This window comes from Lolliginicoccus suaedae, assembly GCF_008312885.1.
Lineage (GTDB): Bacteria > Actinomycetota > Actinomycetes > Mycobacteriales > Mycobacteriaceae > Lolliginicoccus > Lolliginicoccus suaedae.
The window spans coordinates 348,543-367,226 of the sequence record NZ_VSSO01000002.1; the positions used below are offsets into that span (position 1 = coordinate 348,543).

Consider the following 18,684-nt stretch of genomic DNA (forward strand, 5'->3'; position numbering starts at 1 on the left):
CCGCCGACCGGCGCCCGGGCCACCGAAAGGAAAAAACCCATGAAGGCATCACCCATCCTGGCCCGCAGGATCCGCCAGCTCGCCCGGGAGGACGAGGGAATGACCACCGTCGAGTACGCGATCGGAACGGTGGCCGCGGCGGCGTTCGCGGCATTGCTCTACGCGGTGGTGTCGAGCGATACCGTCGTCGGCGCGCTGACCCGGATCATCGAGCAGGCGCTCTCCACACAGATCTAGCAGGCCCGGCAGCTCCCGCCGAAGCGGCCAGTCGGTCCGCCCCGAAGCGTGCCCTCGGCGACGATGCTGGCGTCGCGACGGTCGAGACGGCGCTCGCGATGGCGGTGCTCGTCATGGTCATCGGCATGTGCGTCGGTGTGCTGGGCATCGGGGCCTCGTACGTGCGGTGCATCGATGCCGCGCGCGAAGCAGCGCTCGTCGCCGCGAGGGACGAGCAGGGCAGAGCGGTCGATGCGGGAGCCCGGCTCGCGCCCGGCGACGCGACGATCTCGATCGCCGACGACGGAATGCTCGTGACCGCCAGGGTGACGCTGCGGCCAGCCTTGCTGCCTGGGGTGACCTTGACGGCCGAATCGATCGCGGCCATCGAGCCGGGCAGGCGTCAGCGATGAGGGCGCGCGCACTGCCGCTCGGCAACGACGAGGGCAGCGCCACCGTCATTGCCGCGGCAGGCATGCTGGCCTGCATGCTCATCGTCGGGATGGTGCTGCATCTTGTCGCGGTGGTGGCGGCGCGGCATTCGGCGCAAGCAGGTGCTGACCTCGCTGTGCTCGCGGCCGCCCAACACCACGCCTGGGCGTTGCCGGGCGAGCCGTGCGCGCGTGCCCGCGAGATCGCCCGGCGCAATGGCGTCACCATCGACGATTGCCGCATCGATGGTGGGGATATTCGCGTCGACGTCACGCGGCCGGTGCGCTGGCCCAGCGGGGGAGAGGGGGAGTGGATCACCGCGTGGCAGGTGGGTGCGAGCGCGAGGGCAGGGCCGGTGGAGGCGAACTAGCCGAGAGCGTCGAGGACGGCGGTGAGAACGCGGGCCGCGCCCGCCTTGTCGAGTGGCTCGTTGCCGTTTCCGCACTTGGGTGATTGCACGCAGGACGGGCACCCGCTGCGGCAGCGGCATCCGCGGATGGTGGCGCGCGTCGCCGAGAGCCATTGCCGGATGTGGTCGTGGCCATGCTCGGCGATGCCCGCGCCGCCGGGATGGCCGTCGTAGACGAACACCGAGGGCATGGCTGTATCGGGGTGCAGGGCGGTGGATACCCCGCCGATGTCGTTGCGGTCGCAGCTCGCGAACAGGGGCAGCAGGCCGATGGCTGCATGCTCGGCGGCGTGGAGTGCACCGGGAATGTCCTCGTCGGAGATGCCTGCGGCACCGAGGCTGCCTGGGGCGTGCGTCCAGGCGGCAGCGACAGTGGGCAGGGTCGATTCGGGCATGTCCAGCTCGATGGTGGCGAGCACCTCGCCGCCGGGCCCGCGCCGCAGGTAGTTGGTGATGCGACTGGTCACGTCGACCCGTGCGAGGCCGACCGTGATGGGACCATGCTGCTGGGACCGGAGCACCTCGGCGATGCGGATGTCGCTCACGGATCGGGCGATGGTGGTGTATCCGGGATCGCCCGCGGTGACCCGGGCGATGCCTTCCTCGAGATCGAGATCATCGACGACGAACACCTCGCCCTGGTGCAGGTGAACGGCGCCGGGATGCACGGTAGCGGGCGCCCGCGACGCATCGACCGTGCCGAGCAGTCGTCCCGTGGCTGATTCGACGATCGCGACCTGCTGGAGCATCGTGCCGCGCAGGCCAGTGGAGCCGTGCGCGTCGATGCCCGGGGCGGGGAACCAGCCGCGGGGCCGCCGCCGCAGGAATCCCTGGCCCGCCAGATCAGCGACGGTGCCGGTGATGCCGAGGGCAGTGACCTCGTCGTCGGTGATCGGCAGCTCTGTCGCGGCGCACATCACCTGCGGGGCAGCGATGTAGGGATTGGCAGGGTTGGTTACCGTCGCTTCGACGGGCTTGTCGAGCAGGGCGTCCGGATTGTGGATCAGGTAGTTGTCCAGCGGATCATCGCGGGCGACGAGGACCACGAGCGCGCCCTGCCCGCGCCGCCCGGCCCGGCCCGCCTGCTGGCGGAACGAGGCGACCGTGCCGGGGAAGCCCGTGAGCACCACCGCATCAAGCCCTGCGATGTCGATGCCGAGCTCGAGCGCGTTGGTGGTGGCGACCGCGCGCAGTTCCCCGCTGGCCAGGGCCGCCTCGAGGCGGCGCCGGTCCTCGGGCAGGTACCCCGCCCGGTAGGCGGCGACAGTGCTGGCGAGGGGTGGCCCGAGCCGTTCGCGCACCACCATCGCGGCGTGCTCCGCTCCCGCCCGCGAGCGGACGAACATCAGGGTGCGCGCGCCCTGCTCGACGAGTGCCGCGGTGAACAGCGCCGCCTCGGTGTGGGGGGAGTGGCGCTGCGCCGGGTCGCCGGGGTCCGCTGCGCCCGGTTCCCAGAGGACGGTGGTGCGGTGGCCGTGGGGCGCGGAATCCTCGGTGACGGCCTGGCAGTCGGCGCCGATGAGCCGGGTGGCAGCCTCCGCGGGATTGGCGGTGGTGGCGCTGGCGAGCACGAACACCGGATGCGCTCCGTAGCGGGCAGCGATGCGGCGCAGGCGACGGATCGTCCAGGCCACGTGGGAGCCGAAGACGCCCCGGTAGTGGTGGCACTCGTCGATGATGACGTAGCTCAGTCCGCGCAGGTAGCGGCCCCAGCGGGGATGGTTGGGCAGGATGCCGACGTGCAGCATGTCGGGGTTGGTGAAGACGAGCCTGCTGGTGTCGCGGATCCAGCGGCGGTGGTCGGTCGGGGTGTCGCCGTCGTAGAGGTGCGGCTCGGCAGTGGCGAGGCCGGGAACCGAGCTGGTGAGTGATCGGGCGGCGCGCAGCTGGTCGGCGCCGAGTGCCTTGGTGGGCGAGAGGTAGAGGGCGGTGGCGCGGTGCTCCTCGGCGAGCGTGGTGAGGACAGGCAGCAGGTAGGCCAATGATTTCCCCGACGAGGTTCCCGTTGCGAGGACGACGTGCTGGCCGGACCGGGCGAGGCTGGCCGCTTCCACCTGGTGCGCGTAGGGGGTGGTGATGCCGCGCTCGATGAGCTCCTCGCGGAGGCCGGCGTAGGTCCAGTCCGGCCACGGCTGGTGGGTGCCGGGCTTGCCTGGCGCGCGGTCGATGTGCGTAGCCGCGCCAGTGAGCAGGCTTGGGGACCGGTCCGCGATGGCGGCGAGCAGATCGTCGCCAAGACCGTATGCCGCCATGGCCTGCTCCTTCCTGGTGCGCGCTGGACGTGGGCAGTCTACGTCGGCCGCGCGGGATCACCATCGCGACGGAAATCCGGGCATGTGCTGCGGCAGCGGGAGGCGTCTGGCACGGTGATCGTTGTGCGGATGAACTGGACGAGAAAACTGGGACGTGGAGTGGCCGTGGCGGCGGCGAGCGCGCTGGCCGTTGCTGGATTGTCGATCGGAGGGCCCGGTATCGCGGGCGCTCAGCCAGGCGATCAGGCTGGTGCCCGCTATGTGTCGCTGGGGGATAGCTTCACCTCGGGGCCGAGCTATGACCCGTTCGGGGGCTGCCCGCAGCTGCCTTACACCTGGCCGAAGCAGTTCGCCCAGCAGTGGGGGCTGGGCGGGGACTGGTTCGACGCCTCCTGTTCCGGCGCTGTCGTCGATGGCCGCGGCACCAACACCTTCGGCCAGCAGATCAATGCGGCGGCGGGCGCGATGGGGCAACGCACGGAGCTGGTGACGATCCAGTTCGCTGGCAACGAGACCTACGGTGGCGCGGGTCGCAGTGCCGCGTGGTCGGTGGGCACGTGCGTGCTCGACTTCGTCAACGGCTGCAATGACGCGGCCGATCCCGCAGCGGTGCGGCCTGACGCCATCACTGGCCCTGAGCTGGCGCGCCGACTGACCGCTGGCGACAGTGGCGACATCATCGGCCGGATCCGCTCGGAGGCGCCCAATGCGCGGATCGCGATCGTGGGCTACCCGACGGTCCTGCCGCGCGACACCTCGGTGTGCTTGCCGATCAACGGGCTCGAGGTGCCGGACTTCCAGCCGCGCGCGGCCTATGCGCGCACGGTCCTCGACCGGATCGAGTCCGCGCAGCGGGTCGCAGCGGCATCGCTGGGCGTGGAGTTCTGGTCGTTGAAGGCAGCCACCGCCGGGCACGATGCGTGCAAGCCGCTCGGGCAGCGGTGGATCACCCGGATCGGTGACTTCCATGAGCACGTGCTGCCGTTCCATCCGACCCGTGATGGCTATGGGGCGCAGGCCCGGGCGCTGACGGGTTACCGGGTGGGCTGAGGACGGATCCTGGTTGCCGCCGGTGCTCGTGCCGGGTCTTTCGATGCGGGCCGGGGCGGTGCCGTGCTTCACTGGAATTAGGTCCATCGCGGGCCTGCGGGCGGCCTGGTGCCGCTCGGGAAAGCACGGCGAAAGAGTAAAGGAAGACAGCATGGCACGGGGCACCGTGAAGTGGTTCAACGCGGAGAAGGGCTACGGGTTCATCGCGCCCGAGGATGGTTCCGCGGATGTGTTCGTCCACTATTCAGAGATCCAGGGCAGCGGCTTCCGCACGCTCGAGGAGAACCAGCAGGTGGAGTATGAGGTAGGCCGGAGCGACAAGGGCGTGCAAGCCATGTCCGTGCGACCGCTCTGAGTTCTGATCGACCCTGCCCGCCCGGTCCTCGGCCGGGCGGTGCGGGTCCGGCTTGTGCGACTTCGCACCTGTTCCCCCCGCCCGGGCGCTACGGTGTCCTCAAGAAGGACTGCACGGTAGCGGAGCATTGGTTCCGGCCAGCCATCGGGAAGCGGGGAACACGCCATGAGAACTTCGGCTCGCACCAGCATGATCGCGCTCGCGGTCCTCGTCGCGCAGCCGCTGCTCGCAGCGTGCGGCACGAGTGATGACGCGGGAGACGCATCGGCGGGGGATGGTTCCAGCCCCGCGACCGCCACGGAGGAAACGATCTCCACCGAGGACTGGCTCGCCCGGTACTGCGGACCGTTCGTGGCGCTCACCGACGCGTTCCAGTACTACGACGTCGTTGTCGCGGAGCCTCCGGTCGAGGCCGAGCAGGCCCGCCAGACCTATCTCGATCTCTATATCCATCTGCGCACCGTGCTGGCTGATTCCGCCATCAGCTTCCGCGAGCTCGGGGATCCGCCCGTGGACGATATTCCGCCGGGCCTTGCCGAGCACCTCTCGGGCTCCACGCAGCAGGCGGCGGACGAGGTCGACGAGCTCCGGGCCTCCCTCGACGAGATGGAGCCCGGCGACCCTGTAGCGATGGCCGAGTTCACCGAGCGCCTCGAGGGAACCCCGAATCCCATCGCGGGAGCCTTCGCCGATCTCGAGCAGTACCAGTCCGACGAGCTCGACGCGGTGATCGCTGACGTGCCAGCTTGCCAGCCCCTCGTTGCCCCGCCCGCTCCCCCCGCGGAGACGCCCGAGGAGGCACCCGCCGAGACGCCTGGGGACGAGCCTGCGGAACCCGGCGAGTAGCCCCTGATCGCTCCCCGGCAATGCCAGCCGGACCGTCCGATGGGCGCGATGTCGGACCAGTGCTGCATACTTGCCACCGTCGGGCACAGCGGTGATAGACAGGTTGCGGCATGAACGGCACAGCCTGTGTCAGTGTTGAGTGGCAGTCCCGAGCGGTTGAGTGGCAGTGTCGAGCGACATCGTTGAGTGACATCCTTGCAGGAATTCAGAAAGGTGCGAGCGTCAGGTGGCAGCACGCGGAAGTGGCACGGCGAATGGTTCGGCGCGCCCCGGGAAGTCGGCGGCAATCCGGCGCCTGGTGATTGTGGAGTCTCCCACCAAGGCCAAGAAGATTGCCTCCTACCTGGGCCCGAACTACGTCGTCGAATCCTCGCGCGGGCATATCCGCGACCTGCCCAAGGGCGCGGCGGATGTCCCGGCCCGCTACAAGGGCGAGCCGTGGGCCCGCCTCGGCGTCAACGTCGATGCGGATTTCGAGCCGCTGTATGTCGTCAGCGCGGACAAGAAATCCACCGTCACCGAGCTCAAGAGCCTGCTGAAGGACGTCGACGAGCTCTACCTCGCCACAGATGGTGACCGCGAGGGCGAGGCCATCGCCTGGCACCTCCTCGAGACGCTCAAGCCCAAGATCCCGGTCCGGCGCATGGTGTTCCACGAGATCACCGAGTCCGCGATCCGCGCCGCTGCCGAGAACCCCCGGGACCTCGACACCGACCTCGTTGACGCGCAGGAGACCCGCCGCATCGTCGACCGCCTCTATGGCTACGAGGTGAGTCCGGTGCTGTGGAAGAAGGTCATGCCGAAGCTGTCGGCAGGCCGCGTGCAGTCGGTGGCCACCCGCATCATCGTGCAGCGCGAGCGCGAGCGCATGCGGTTCCGCTCCGCGAGCTTCTGGGATATCGCCGCTACGCTCGACGCCGGGGAGAGCGCCTCGCCGCGCGCCTTCGGTGCCAAGCTCAGCGCCGTGGACGGGGCTCGGGTGGCAACCGGCCGCGACTTCGGCCCCGATGGCCAGCGCAAGAACTCCGACAACGTCGTCGTGCTCGATGAGGCTCACGCTAGTCGTCTCGCCGAGGCACTCGCCGGAGCCAGCCTTGTCGTCACCTCCGCCGAGGAGAAGCCCTACACGCGCAAGCCGTACGCGCCGTTCATGACGTCGACCCTGCAGCAGGAAGCTGGCCGGAAGCTGCGATTCTCCGCCGACCGCACCATGCGCACCGCGCAGCGGCTCTACGAGAACGGCTACATCACCTACATGCGTACCGACTCGACCACGCTGTCCGAGTCCGCGATCACCGCTGCCCGCAACCAGGCCCGCGAGCTCTACGGGCCCGAGTTCGTCTCGCCCTCGCCGCGCCAGTACACCCGCAAGGTCAAGAACGCGCAGGAGGCCCACGAGGCCATCCGCCCGGCAGGGGAGTCATTCCGCACGCCGGGGCAGCTCAGCCGCGTGCTCGAGCAGGACGAGTTCCGGCTGTATGAGCTCATCTGGCAGCGCACCGTCGCATCCCAGATGGCCGATGCCAAGGGCACCACGCTGAGCCTGCGCATCACGGGCACCGCCGCGACCGGCGAGGAATGCACCTTCAGCTCCTCGGGGCGCACCATCACCTTCCCCGGCTTCCTCAGCGCCTACGTCGAGACCGTTGATGACGAGTCGGGCGGCCAGGCCGACGACGAGGAGCGCCGCCTGCCCCGGCTTTCCGAGGGCCACGCCGTCAACGCCGACAAGCTGTCGCCCGAGGGCCATTCCACCAACCCGCCGTCGCGCTTCACCGAGGCATCGCTGGTCAAGAAGCTCGAGGAGGAAGGCATTGGCCGTCCCTCCACCTACGCGTCGATCATCAAGACCATCCAGGACCGTGGCTACGTCTACAAGAAGGGCAGCGCCCTCGTCCCGTCCTGGGTCGCCTTCTCCGTCGTGGGCCTGCTCGAGAAGCACTTCGGCCGACTCGTCGACTACGACTTCACCGCCTCCATGGAGGATGACCTCGACTCCATCGCCGAGGGCCGCGAGCGCCGCTCGCACTGGCTCGGCGCGTTCTACTTCGGTGACGAAGCAAGCGCCGAGGGAACCCTCGCCCGGCTCGGTGGCCTGAAGAAGCTCGTCGGGGTGAACCTCGAAGGCATCGACGCGCGGGAGATCAACTCCATCAAGCTGTTCGAGGACAGCGAGGACCGGCCCATCTTCGTGCGCGTCGGACGGTTCGGCCCGTACCTCGAGCGCGCCGTCACCAGCGACAGTGGTGAGCCAAAGTCGCAGCGCGCCAACCTGCCCGATGATCTTCCGCCCGACGAGCTCACCCTGGAGATCGCCGAGAAGCTCTTCGCGACGCCCCAGGAAGGCCGCAGCCTCGGTACCGATCCCGAGACCGGGCACGAGATCGTCGCCAAGGAAGGCCGGTTCGGTCCCTACGTCACCGAGATCCTCCCCGAGACTGACGAGTCGGCGAAGAAGAAGGCCAAGCCGCGCACGGGGTCGCTCTTCAAGTCGATGGACATCTCCACCGTCACCCTCGAGGACGCTTTGCCGTTGCTCTCCCTGCCCCGGGTGGTCGGCACTGATCCCGAGACTGGCAACGAGATCACCGCGCAGAACGGTCGATACGGCCCCTATCTGAAGAAGGGCACCGACTCCCGCTCCCTGGGCACCGAGGACCAGATCTTCAGCATCACGCTCGACGAGGCGCTCAAGATCTATGCCGAGCCCAAGCGGCGGGGGCGCCAGGCTGCTGCCGCGCCGCTCCGCGAGGTAGGCGATGACCCTGCCAGCGGCAAGCCCATGGTGATCAAGGATGGCCGGTTCGGCCCCTACGTCACCGACGGCGAGACCAACGCCAGCCTCCGCAAGGGCGACGAGGTCGAATCCCTCACCGTTGAGCGGGCCGCGGAGCTGATCGCGGACCGGCGCGCCCGCGGACCGGCGAAGAAGACCACGAAGAAGGCAGCGGCGAAGAAGGCTCCCGCGAAGAAGACGGCAGCCAAGAAGACCACTGCCACCAAGACAGCTACGACAAAGACGGCGGCCAAGAAGACCACCGCTACCAAGACGGCTGCTACCAAGACGGCTGCCAAGAAGACCGCGGCGAAGAAGACACCGGCTAAGAAGGCGCCCGCCAAGAAGGACGCCGACGAGTAGCGGGGAAGAGGCCGGGCACGCCTTAGCGCTGGGCGTCCTCGGCAAGACCACGAGAGCTGGCCCGCCCCGGCGCGGCCAGCTCGCTCACCACCCCACGGCCCCTAAGCTCCACCGACCGCACGATCACCCACTTCCCGGCCTCATCGGGATGCGCCCGCTCCACCGCGACCGATGATGCCAGCACCGCTCCTGGCTCGTCCTTCGCGAGCTCGGTGATCCGCGCTGCCTCGTTCACCGGGTCGCCGATCACCGTGTACTCCAGGCGATGCGCGGCACCGATGTTTCCCGCCACCACGGTTCCCGCGGCCACCCCGATCCCGAAACCCACCGGCCCCTCCTCGGCGCCAGCGTGCAGCACATAGGGCAGGCGCTGCGCCAGCTCCCGTGCTGCGCCCAGCGCCGCCGCAGCCGGATCAGGATGCTCCAGCGGCGCCCCGAACACCGCGAGCACCGCATCGCCAAGAAACTTGTTGACCAGCCCATCGAAGCGGTCGATCACCTCCACCGCGACGCGGAAGAACTCATTGAGCAACGCCACGATCTCCGCCGGGTCCCGGCGCGTCGCCAACGTCGTCGAGCCCACCAGATCGACGAACAGCACGGCCACGAACCGTTCCTCGCCACCAAGCTGCACCCCGTCGTTGAGCGCGCGGCGCGCCACATCCGGGCCCACGTAGCGCCCGAACACTTCCCGGATCTGCTCCCGCTCCGCCAGCGACCGCACCATCTCGTTGAAGCCCGCCTGCAACTGGCCCAGCTCCGTCGCATCGAAGATCCGCACCGGCGTATCGAACCGGCCCGCCTCCACCCGCCGCAGCGCCGACCGCAGCTGCGCGATCGGATCCGCGATAGCGCTCGACGTCAGCTTCGTCACCACGAAGCTCGCCACCACGAGGGCCGCGCACAACGCCAGGATCGACGTCAGCACCGCGCTCGTCTCCGCGACAAGGCTGCCCGTCAATGCCGAGTTCGTCACCACCAGGATCCCCGCCACAGGGACCAGCACGCTCACCACCCAGCCGACCAGCAGCCGGTTGGCCACGCTCGGTGGATGGCGCAGGCTCGCATCGCCTACTGCCATCGCCGCCGCGTGCACCGGTCGCAGCACCCGCTCGGCGAACAAGTACCCCACCGCGCACGCCGTCGCGCCGCCAATGGCCACCGTCACCGACGTGATCACTACCAGTTCCACCGACTGCGCCGTCGACACCACGAAAATGATGCCGCCCACCGACCAGAAAACCGCATATACCCACGCCAGCAGCTGCGGGATCTTCAACGCCCGGTCCCGGGCCACCAGCCCCCGCGCGCCGTCCTCGGGATCCTGCTGCCACACGATCACCGGCAATGCCAGCCACCACGCCACCACCGTGCTCACCACTGCCGTGAACACCAGGTACGCCAGGAACGGACGGATCCGCTGCGCATCGAGGAGCTCGCCCAGCCGCACCGCGTCCCCGCCCGGCAGCAGGAACTGCAGGAAGCCGAACACGAACAACGCGCCCGCAACGTTCGCTACCTGCATGCCCGCGACGTACACCGGCCATGGCCGGGCCACTGATCCCCGCGCGACAACCACAACGGACTCCCGCGCCCCAGCCAACGAACTCCGCGCACCCATGCCCACGATCCTCGCGCATCCCCGCCGCCAGCGGTAACCACTTGGCGGTAACCAACCAGCCAGCAACCATCCAGCCAGCAACGGCCCGGCCAGTAACCACTCGCCCGGCCACAGCGCTACGCTGCCCTTGTGGCACCAGTGTTCGACAAACTCCTCGGCCAGGACAACGCCATCGGCGAGCTCCTCGCCGCATCCACCGATGCCCGCCGCAGCACGCGCGGCAGCGCCAGCATCGAGCACTCCGCCATGACCCACGCATGGCTGTTCACCGGGCCGCCCGGCTCTGGCCGCTCCATCGCCGCCCTCTGCCTCGCTGCCGCCCTGCAATGCACCAGCCCCGACGGGCCCGGCTGCGGGCACTGCACCGCCTGCACCAGCACGCTCAACGGAAATCACTCCGATGTGCGCCGCATCATCCCCGAGGGCCTCAGCATCGCCACCTCGGAGATGCGCGCCATCGTCCGCACCGCCGCGCGCCGCCCCAGCGTCGGAGCGTGGCACATCATCATCATCGAGGACGCCGACCGCCTCACCGAGGGCGCCGCCAACGCCCTGCTCAAGATGGTCGAGGAACCGCCCTCCCATACCGTGTTCATGCTGTGCGCGCCCTCCCCGGACCCGCACGACATCGCCGTCACGCTCCGCTCCCGCTGCCGGCACATCACCCTCACCACACCAAGCACCGCAGCGATCGCCCAGGCCCTCGAGGAACGCGACCACCTCGACGCCGACACCGCCCACTGGGCCGCAGCCATCTCCGCCGGGCACATCGGCCGGGCCCGCCGCCTCGCCACCGACGATCAGGCCCGCCACCGCCGCGCGACCGTGCTCGCCATGCCGCCGACTCTCGACCGTCCCGCCGCCGCCATCAACGCGGCCGACACCCTCCTCGCCACCGCCACCGAGGACGCCAAGACCCTCACCGCCGAGATCGACGCCCGCGAGACCGAGGAACTGCGCACCGCCCTCGGAGCAGGCGGCACCGGAAAAGGCGCGGCCGGGGCGCTCCGCGGTACCGCCGGAGTGCTCAAGGAGCTCGAGCGCAAGCAGAAGTCCCGCGCCACCCGCGCCATCCGCGATGCCCTCGACCGCGCCCTCATCGACCTCGCCGGCTACTACCGCGACGCGCTCCTCGCCAGCCTGGGCGCCAGCATCGGACCGATCCATCCGGACAAGGCCGATGCCATCGCCCGGCTCGCCCGCGCCACCCGTCCCGAGACGCTGCTGCACTGCATCGATGCGATCCTGCACTGCCGCGACGCCCTCGCCACCAACACCAAGCCCGAGCTCGCCATCACCGCGATGCTCACCACCATCAGCGAGCACATGCGCCAGGGATGATGCAGGGTCCCACGCGCGCGACCAGCATGTTTTCCAAACCCCGCGCCCACCCGCTAGACTGCACAACGCCGAGGCGAACGCCCCGGCACGCCGCCTTAGCTCAGTCGGTAGAGCGCTTCACTCGTAATGAAAAGGTCGGGGGTTCGATTCCCCCAGGCGGCTCACGGAAAGCCCCAGGTCATGGATTTCTGGCCTGGGGCTTTCGGCGTTCTTGGGCACTACACGGGGGCTGATTCGGTGGTGCTGTCGAGGTCGGCGTCGCGGATGGGGATGTCCTTGTTCTCCTCGACCTCGCAGAAGGCGATGATGACGAGCACAGCAGCATCGACCGCGACCTCGCTGTCGGCTGGGTCGGTCTCGGTGGTCTGGCCGTCCTGGGTGGAGTCGTCGGATTCCTCGCGGAGGAACTCGGCCGCGGTCTCGCGCTTCTCGCTGGTGCTCTGCTCGTTGAAGGTCGCGCAGGTGACGTCGCCGCCGGTGTTCGTGCTGCAGCCGGTCGCGACGAGGAGCATGAGCGTCGCGAGGGTCGCCGCTCCGCGCGATGCACGGGTAAGGGGTGGCATGTCTTGCTCCTTGTCCTGCGTGCGCGGCGAGCTTCCCCCGCCGTCGCTGTGTACGAGTTATGCCCATCGGGAGGGCTGGCAAACATGCGCGGCGGGCACGCTATCCGCGTCGGCGAGGGAAGAGCTCCTGCGCTTTGGTCTTGAGCCCTTGGACGGTGTAGCCGATCCGGTCCTCGTCACCGTGGATGAACGAGGATGCGAGCGCGGTGAATTGCATCCAGGTGCCGTGGGGCGGGATCGGCGCGATGGACAGCGGGCCCGCGGCACCAAACGCAGGGTCGCGTGGGCATGTACTGCGCTGGCGTTGTTTAGGGCGGCAGCGGGCGGGTACCCGGTCGACGGACAAGGGACGGCCGCGATGGTGGATTCTCGCGGGCCGGGGACGAAGTCCGCAGGAAGGTGAGCAGGATGAGCAGGAACGATGCCGGCGAGGACGAGAAGCAGCGCCGCAGCGGATCAGCCTCCAGCGAGAAGAAGGCCCACGACGAGAAGACCCGGGAGCAGAAGTCCAGGGAGCAGTGGAACGAGGGCAACGAGACCGGCAATGGGCTGTCGCGAACGGTGGATGACCTCGAGGAGGACATCATCGAGGAGCGGGAGCGCGAGGGCGCGACCGGCAACGTCAGCGAGCGCGCCGACGTGCGGCCGATCGGCTCGGAGAGCGACGACGTCCCTGACTAGCGGGAGGATTCGAGAACGTGGCAACAAAGCTACTGAGCGCCCAGGGCGCGGCAAGAGGGATGGGCTGGGCAACGATCGCCTACAGCGCCGCCGTGCTCGCGAAGCCGAGAGTCCTGGCAGCGCCCTCGGGCCTCGTCGATGGGGCCAGCGAGGTGCCCCGTTCGGTGGGGCTGCCCGTGCGTGCCCTGGCGGCGCGCGATGCAGCAGTCGGGGCAGCGATGGTCCTCGCGCCGGCTGGACCCGCTCTGCGGCTGGCCACGGGAGCCCGGGCGGCCTCTGACCTGGCTGACGCCGCGATCTTCGGGGCGGGGCTGGAATCCCGCGGCCGGGCCCTCAAGATCGGTGGCTTCGCTGCCGCATGGGGAATCCTCGGGCTGGCCTGCATGACCCGCATGTGACGCCGGGCTGATCGAACGAAGGGAGCTTCCGCATGACTGTTCACGCCGAGGCCGGAACCGTGGTGGTGTATTCCGACGTGGCGTGCCCGTGGGCGACGCTCGCGCTGCACCGGTTCTACCAGTGGCGGAGCAAGGCGGGCCTCGATGGGGCCCTGCTGGTGGATTTTCGATTGTTCTCCCTCGAGGAGGCCAGCGGGCAGCCCTTGTCCAAGTCGTTGGCCGAAGCCACGATTCCCGTGGCGGGGGCGTGCGCGCCCGAGCTGGCGTGGCACATGTGGCAGGGAGGGGAATCGACGTGGCCGACTACCTCCTTGCTCGCGAACGAAGCGGTCCATGCGGCCGCGCTGCAGTCCGCCGCGGCGGCGGAGGAATTGGACAGGGAGCTGCGCCGGGCGTTGTTCCGGGATAGCCGGAACATCAGCTTGCGCGCGGAGATCCTGCGTGCCGCCGACCGCTGCGAGCATGTGAATGGCGAGCTGCTGGGCAATCACCTTGATTCAGGAACTGCACGCGAGGCGATGATCGACGGTTTCCGGAACCGGCCGGAGGAGGTCGTGGGCAGCCCGCACTTCTTTCTCCCCGACGGCAGCGACGCCTTCAACCCAGGGGTGGAGTTCCACTGGGAGGGCGAGCCTGGCGAAGGGTTCCCAGTAATCGACCGTGATGATCCGCAGCGCCTGGAGGATCTCATCGACGGCGCGGTGGTCGGCTCATCCCAGTCCCAGGGCGGACGCGCCACGCGCTGAGCGGGCCGCTGTCTGATCGGCCGACCGCACGCGACCGGGGCGGGCCACTATGGTGCTGTGGCCCGCCCCGGAAGGCGCCTACTCGCGGAAGGTGCGCTTGCCCTTCTCCGCTGCATCGCTGAGGCGATCCTTGGCCTGCTTGGCCTGGCCCGCGGCCTTGTCCGCGATGCCTTCGCGCTCGGTATCGGGATCATTGCTGGCGCGGCCGGCGACTCGCTTGGTCTCGCCCTTGGCCTCTTGCGCCTTGTGGCGAAGCTTGTCCATGAACTTAGCCATTGTTGCCTCCTTCTTGCTTGGGTTCGCTCCCCCTGGTCAATGGGTTTCCCGCTGGGGCGATGGCTAAACATCGGAGCGGAGGGTCTTTGGGTCCAGTTTGATCGCGACCGGTCCGGGTAGTTCCTTGGCTATGGATATTCATGGCTTGATGCGCAAGGTCGAGGACCTCGAGTGGCTGGATCCGGCCGGTGATGCCTTGGCGAAAATCGGTGAGCGCGTGGCTGGGGAGGGGAGGCCGGGAGAAGTCCTGAGGGGCAAGGAGATCGGGCACCCGCTCCACCCGGTGCTGATCCATCTTCCCATGGGGGCCTGGACGTCGGCGATGATCGTGGATCTGGTGACGACGGCTCATCCGGTCGCGCGGCGCCTGGTGGCCGTTGGGCTGCTGGCCTCGCCGGCGGCGGCGATCAGCGGCCTTGCCGAGGTGCCTGGTCTTGATCGGGAGCAGCGCCGCGTCGCGGTGGTGCATGTGTTGTCCAACGCGATCGCCCAGGGATGCTTCGCTGCCGCGTGGTCGCAAGGCAAGGATCGGCGCTTGCGGGCGCGGGCATGGGGCCTCGCTGGGGTTGCCGCGATGGGGGCGGCGGGCACGTTGGGCGGGCATCTGGCCTACGCGCAGGGCGCTGGAGTGGGGCGCTGGCGAGCGGCGCCGCCGGAGGTGTCGGCGCGGTCGGCTGCCCAGCATGGGGGCGCGATGGTGCGTCCTGGCCATGTCGCCGAGCTTCTCGACAATCCCGATCCCGGTGCGGCGCTGGTGCTCGAGAGGGGCGTGCCAAGGGTTCGCACCGGTGGCTCGGACCCGGGCGAGGACGGTGCGCTGGTGATCGTGACGCGCGCGGCGCTGGATCATCGGTTCCGGGGCGGGCCGCCCTCGTCGAGCGACCTGGAGGAGCAGGCCGCCGCGCTCGATACGCTGGCTCGCTCGCTGGGGGCGTAGTGCTGCCGACCAGCGGATGCGATGAATGGTGAGTATCTAGCCACGTCCGGGGTGGCTGGATACTCATGATCGTCCCCGCGCCAAGCAGGGGGGGCGGTAGTGAGGATGCGCGAGCACAGGCGCAGGGGTATAAATACTTCTTGTGTCTATGTTGCATCCCAGTTCGGCCGATGAGGCCGCCATCAGCCTCGGCAGCGCGCCCCGCTCCGCGTCCGACCGTGCCTACGAGTCGGTCAAGGAGCGCATCATCACCGGCGCCCTGGCAGGCGGCGAGCTGATCAGCGAGGGAGATGTTGCCCGCGAGCTGGGTGTCTCGCGCACACCGGTGCGCGAGGGCTTCCTGCGGCTGGAGGCCGAGGGGTGGATGCGTCTGTACCCGAAGCGGGGCGCGCTGGTGGTCCCGATCGCGCCCGGAGAGGCCGAGTCCGTCGTGGAAGCACGCTTCCTGGTGGAGGTGCAGGCCGTTCGTCGGCTCGCCGGAGAGGCCTCCGCGCGCGCGGAGGCAGTGCAGCGCCTGGAGCATGTAGTGCAGCAAATGCGTGAGGACGCGCGGTCAGGCGATGTGGCCGCCTTCAGCGCGGGCGATGCGCGCTTCCACGAGGTGATCGTGGAGGCACTGGGCAATCCGTTGCTCGAGGGCTTCTACGCGACGCTGCGGGACCGGCAGCGTCGCATGTCATACGACTCGGTCGTCTCGCGCGAGCAGGCAGCGGAGGACATCCTTGCCGACCATGGCGCGCTGGTCGAGGCGATCCGGGAGGGCGATGCGGAGCTGTATGCCGAGCGGGTGTGGTCGCACATGCGGTCAGTGCATCGCTTGCCGCAGCGTCCGCGCCCGGATCATTGCTGGCTGCCGGGCCTGTCGGGCACATCGAGCAGCGAGGAGCGGGGCGCATGAAAGCCGCGAGCACCAGCGAGCGCCGGTTCTGGCTGCCGGTGGCGGTGTCCTTGTTCGCCATCGCGTGGGGCGGCAATGAGTTCACGCCTCTGTTGACGATGTATCGCCTGGACCAGGGCTTCTCCGATGTCGTGGTGGATACGTTGTTGTTCGCGTATGTCCTGGGGATCGTTCCGGCGCTGCTGCTGGGCGGGCCGTTGTCGGACAGGTGGGGCCGCCGGGCGCTGATGGTGCCCGCGCCGTTGGTGGCGATCGCGGGATCCGCGGTGCTGGCGGCAGGCTCGGATCATGCAGCTGTGCTGATCGGGGGTCGCTTGCTCTCGGGGGTGTCGCTGGGCCTGGCGATGGCGGTGGGGGGCAGCTGGTTGACGGAGCTCTCGCGCGCGCCGTTCGAGCCTGGCGCGGCACCGGGTGCTGGCCCGCGACGGGTGGCGATGTCGTTGACCGCGGGATTCGGTGTGGGTGCTGGCGTGGCGGGCGTGCTGGCGGAGTGGGGACCGTGGCCCAGCGGCTTCCCGTACCTCTTTCACATAGCGGTGACCGTGGCCGGGTTCGTGTGGTTGCTCGGAGTCCCGGAGACTCGGGCGGACATCCCGGCGGACAAGCGGGCGGCCCCGTTGCGGGAGGATCTGCGCATCCCGTCGGTGGCACACCGGCGCTTCTGGCTGGTGGTGGTGCCGCTCGCGCCGTGGGTGTTCGGCGCGGCCGCCTCGGCGTATGCGATCCTGCCGGCACTGATGTCGGAGCGGGTGTCGTCGGCACCGATCGCGTTCTCGGCGTTGCTGTGCCTGATCGCGCTGGGGTGCGGGTTCGGCATCCAAGCACTCGGCCGGCGGATCGATCGTCCTGGCTCTGCGCGCTCGTCGATCACGGCTTTCGGGTTGCTGATCGTGGCGCTGCCGCTGGCGGCGTGGGCTGCCTGGTCGCTGTCGATCCCCGTGGTGATCCTCGCGGCGGCGGTGCTGGGCATGGGTTATGGCATGGCGCTGGTCTCGGGCTTGCTGGAGGTGCAGCGCATCGCCACCCCCGATGACCTCGCGGGGCTCAACGCGGTGTTCTACTCGCTCAGCTATCTGGGGTTCGCGGTTCCGGTGACGATGGCGGTGGCGTCGTCGTGGCTGAGCTATCCGGTGATGTTCCTGGCGGGGATGACGCTGGCGGTGATGTGCCTGGCGCTGGTGCTGCTGGGTTCTCGGCGGCCGCGCGCAGTCAAGGCAGGTCCGGCAGGGGTCTCCGGGTGAGCCACTCGTTCCACAGGCCGCCGAGGTCGTGGCGGGTGTAGTTGCTGGCGAGGTCGGTGAAGTTCTGGGTGGTGACGGTACCGAAGCGGTGCCGGGTGGTCCAGTCCTGCAGCAGCGAGAAGAAAGCGTCGTCGCCGATGCGGCAGCGCAGGGAATGCAGGGCGAGGGCACCGCGCTTGTAGACGCGATCATCGAAGAGGTTGCGTGGCCCGGGGTCGGTGAGGACGAGATCCTTGGGGCTGCGGTCGAGCTTGGTCCAGTAGTGCTCGGCCCATTCCTTGGCGCTCGGCCCGTCGCTGCGCTCGGACCAGAGCCACTCGGCGTAGCAGGCGAAGCCCTCGTGCAGCCAGATGTCATTGTACTGGGCGGCGGTGACGCTGTTGCCGAACCACTGGTGGGCGAGCTCGTGGGCGATCAGGCGCTCGGAGTCGCGGCTGCCGTCGCAGTGGTTGGCGCCGAAGATCGAGAGGCATTGCGCCTCGAGGGGGATCTCCAGCTCGTCCTCGGTGACGACGACGGTGTAGCTGGGGAACGGATAGGGCCCGAACATGCTGATGAAAGTAGTCATCATGTCGCGCTGCCGGGCGAAGTCGTGGTCGAAGCGGCGGCGCAGCGCCGGGGGCACCGCAGCCTTGATGAGCACGGGCGTGGCAGCGACGGTGTGGGTGGCGTAGCGGCCGATCTGCACGGTGGCGAGGTACGGCGACATCGGCTCGGGCTGGTCGTACACCCAGGTGGTGGTCCCGGCGCCGGACTTGCGGCTGACCAGCGTGCCATTGGCGAGCGCCTGGTAGGTGGACTCGGTGGTGATAGTGATGCGGTACGACGCCTTGGCGCTGGGGTGGTCATTGCACGGGAACCAGGTGCATGCGCCGTTGGGCTGGTTGGCAGTGAGAGCGCCCTCGGTGAGTTCCTCCCAGCCGATGCTGCCGAACATGTTGTCGAGCGGCCTGGGATGCCCGGCGTAGCGCACGTCGATGCGGATCAGGTCGCCGCGCCGGATGGTGCCCGAGAGCTTGATGCGCAGCTTGTTGTCGCGCTGGCTGAACTTGATGCCACCGGAATCATTGACCTTCACCTTGGTGACCTTGAGCGCTGATCCGAGGTCGAGGGCAAGGGCTGTGAGGTCCTCTGTGGCCGTGGCGGTGACGAGCGCGTGGCCGTCGAGCCGGTTGGTGGTGACCCGGTAGGACAGCGCGAGGTCATAGCGGGACACCTGGTAGCCAGTGTTCCCGCTAGCGGGGAGGTAGGGGTCGAGCACGTTCCTGGACTTGCCGTTCACC

The 18,684-nt window shown here is 69.1% G+C and carries 19 protein-coding genes and 1 tRNA gene; 15 read left to right on the top strand and 5 right to left on the bottom strand.

The annotated features are described in order from the left end of the window. The first annotated feature begins 39 nt into the window (after positions 1-39). The 3 genes from FXO18_RS07275 to FXO18_RS07285 are packed head-to-tail and all read left to right on the top strand — an operon-like array spanning position 40 to position 1,018. On the top strand, positions 40-237 hold the full coding sequence (locus FXO18_RS07275) for a DUF4244 domain-containing protein (protein WP_149360415.1): 198 nt from the start codon (positions 40-42) through the stop codon (positions 235-237). Beyond that, a complete protein-coding gene (locus FXO18_RS16205) occupies positions 153-629 on the top strand; it encodes a TadE family type IV pilus minor pilin (RefSeq protein WP_328593407.1) in 477 nt (158 codons plus the stop codon). The genes FXO18_RS07275 and FXO18_RS16205 overlap by 85 nt, the downstream gene beginning before the upstream one ends. Continuing rightward, positions 626-1,018, top strand: coding sequence for an Rv3654c family TadE-like protein (locus FXO18_RS07285; protein WP_149360417.1), 393 nt, complete (start codon positions 626-628; stop codon positions 1,016-1,018). The genes FXO18_RS16205 and FXO18_RS07285 overlap by 4 nt, the downstream gene beginning before the upstream one ends. Here the strand turns inward: FXO18_RS07285 and FXO18_RS07290 are convergent. Beyond that, the gene (locus FXO18_RS07290; RefSeq protein ID WP_149360418.1) at positions 1,015-3,309 is read right to left on the bottom strand and encodes a DEAD/DEAH box helicase; all 2,295 of its coding nucleotides are present in this window, start codon (positions 3,307-3,309) and stop codon (positions 1,015-1,017) included. The two genes, FXO18_RS07285 and FXO18_RS07290, sit on opposite strands and share 4 nt — an antisense overlap. Positions 3,310-3,474: 165 nt before the next feature. On the opposite strand from FXO18_RS07290, the gene FXO18_RS07295 reads away from it, so the two are divergent. The 4 genes from FXO18_RS07295 (at position 3,475) to topA (ending at position 8,699) form a co-directional block, all read left to right on the top strand. Further along, positions 3,475-4,359 (top strand): SGNH/GDSL hydrolase family protein, encoded by an 885-nt coding sequence (locus tag FXO18_RS07295; RefSeq protein ID WP_187774240.1) that lies wholly within the window; start codon positions 3,475-3,477, stop codon positions 4,357-4,359. A 151-nt stretch (positions 4,360-4,510) separates the two neighbouring features. Further along, complete coding sequence (locus FXO18_RS07300; RefSeq protein WP_149360420.1) at positions 4,511-4,714, top strand: cold-shock protein; 204 nt, start codon at positions 4,511-4,513, stop codon at positions 4,712-4,714. 165 nt (positions 4,715-4,879) lie between these two features. After that, positions 4,880-5,560 carry a hypothetical protein gene (locus FXO18_RS07305; RefSeq protein WP_149360421.1) on the top strand — a complete coding sequence of 227 codons (681 nt, stop codon included), beginning with the start codon at positions 4,880-4,882 and terminating at the stop codon, positions 5,558-5,560. 226 nt (positions 5,561-5,786) lie between these two features. Beyond that, the gene (topA, locus tag FXO18_RS07310; RefSeq protein WP_149360422.1) at positions 5,787-8,699 is read left to right on the top strand and encodes a type I DNA topoisomerase; all 2,913 of its coding nucleotides are present in this window, start codon (positions 5,787-5,789) and stop codon (positions 8,697-8,699) included. A gap of 22 nt (positions 8,700-8,721) precedes the next feature. Here topA and FXO18_RS07315 read toward each other — a convergent pair whose 3' ends face one another. Beyond that, positions 8,722-10,278, bottom strand: coding sequence for an adenylate/guanylate cyclase domain-containing protein (locus FXO18_RS07315; protein WP_187774241.1), 1,557 nt, complete (start codon positions 10,276-10,278; stop codon positions 8,722-8,724). A 171-nt stretch (positions 10,279-10,449) separates the two neighbouring features. Between FXO18_RS07315 and FXO18_RS07320 the strand changes: the two genes are divergently transcribed. Then, complete coding sequence (locus FXO18_RS07320; RefSeq protein ID WP_149360424.1) at positions 10,450-11,661, top strand: DNA polymerase III subunit delta'; 1,212 nt, start codon at positions 10,450-10,452, stop codon at positions 11,659-11,661. Positions 11,662-11,750: 89 nt separating this feature from the next. Continuing rightward, a tRNA-Thr gene (locus FXO18_RS07325) sits at positions 11,751-11,823 on the top strand. Between the two features lie 56 nt (positions 11,824-11,879). On the opposite strand, the gene FXO18_RS07330 is transcribed toward FXO18_RS07325, so the two are convergent. Beyond that, positions 11,880-12,224, bottom strand: coding sequence for a hypothetical protein (locus FXO18_RS07330; protein WP_149360425.1), 345 nt, complete (start codon positions 12,222-12,224; stop codon positions 11,880-11,882). 408 nt (positions 12,225-12,632) lie between these two features. Between FXO18_RS07330 and FXO18_RS07335 the strand changes: the two genes are divergently transcribed. The 3 genes from FXO18_RS07335 to FXO18_RS07345 are packed head-to-tail and all read left to right on the top strand — an operon-like array spanning position 12,633 to position 14,049. Further along, positions 12,633-12,905: a hypothetical protein gene (locus tag FXO18_RS07335; protein ID WP_149360426.1), complete on the top strand. Its 273-nt coding sequence runs from the start codon at positions 12,633-12,635 to the stop codon at positions 12,903-12,905. Between the two features lie 17 nt (positions 12,906-12,922). After that, on the top strand, positions 12,923-13,303 hold the full coding sequence (locus FXO18_RS07340) for a hypothetical protein (RefSeq protein WP_223114599.1): 381 nt from the start codon (positions 12,923-12,925) through the stop codon (positions 13,301-13,303). A 32-nt stretch (positions 13,304-13,335) separates the two neighbouring features. Further along, complete coding sequence (locus FXO18_RS07345) at positions 13,336-14,049, top strand: DsbA family protein (RefSeq protein ID WP_149360427.1); 714 nt, start codon at positions 13,336-13,338, stop codon at positions 14,047-14,049. A gap of 78 nt (positions 14,050-14,127) precedes the next feature. On the opposite strand, the gene FXO18_RS07350 is transcribed toward FXO18_RS07345, so the two are convergent. Further along, on the bottom strand, positions 14,128-14,325 hold the full coding sequence (locus FXO18_RS07350; protein WP_149360428.1) for a CsbD family protein: 198 nt from the start codon (positions 14,323-14,325) through the stop codon (positions 14,128-14,130). A 148-nt stretch (positions 14,326-14,473) separates the two neighbouring features. Between FXO18_RS07350 and FXO18_RS07355 the strand changes: the two genes are divergently transcribed. The 3 genes from FXO18_RS07355 (at position 14,474) to FXO18_RS07365 (ending at position 17,401) form a co-directional block, all read left to right on the top strand. Then, the gene (locus FXO18_RS07355; protein ID WP_149360429.1) at positions 14,474-15,262 is read left to right on the top strand and encodes a DUF2231 domain-containing protein; all 789 of its coding nucleotides are present in this window, start codon (positions 14,474-14,476) and stop codon (positions 15,260-15,262) included. Between the two features lie 148 nt (positions 15,263-15,410). Further along, the gene (locus tag FXO18_RS07360) at positions 15,411-16,160 is read left to right on the top strand and encodes a GntR family transcriptional regulator (RefSeq protein ID WP_149360430.1); all 750 of its coding nucleotides are present in this window, start codon (positions 15,411-15,413) and stop codon (positions 16,158-16,160) included. Next, positions 16,157-17,401, top strand: a complete 1,245-nt coding sequence (locus tag FXO18_RS07365; protein WP_149360431.1) for an MFS transporter — start codon at positions 16,157-16,159, stop codon at positions 17,399-17,401. The genes FXO18_RS07360 and FXO18_RS07365 overlap by 4 nt, the downstream gene beginning before the upstream one ends. Here the strand turns inward: FXO18_RS07365 and FXO18_RS07370 are convergent. Further along, positions 17,370-18,683 carry a M1 family metallopeptidase gene (locus FXO18_RS07370; protein WP_149360432.1) on the bottom strand — a complete coding sequence of 438 codons (1,314 nt, stop codon included), beginning with the start codon at positions 18,681-18,683 and terminating at the stop codon, positions 17,370-17,372. The two genes, FXO18_RS07365 and FXO18_RS07370, sit on opposite strands and share 32 nt — an antisense overlap. Position 18,684 lies beyond the last annotated feature (1 nt).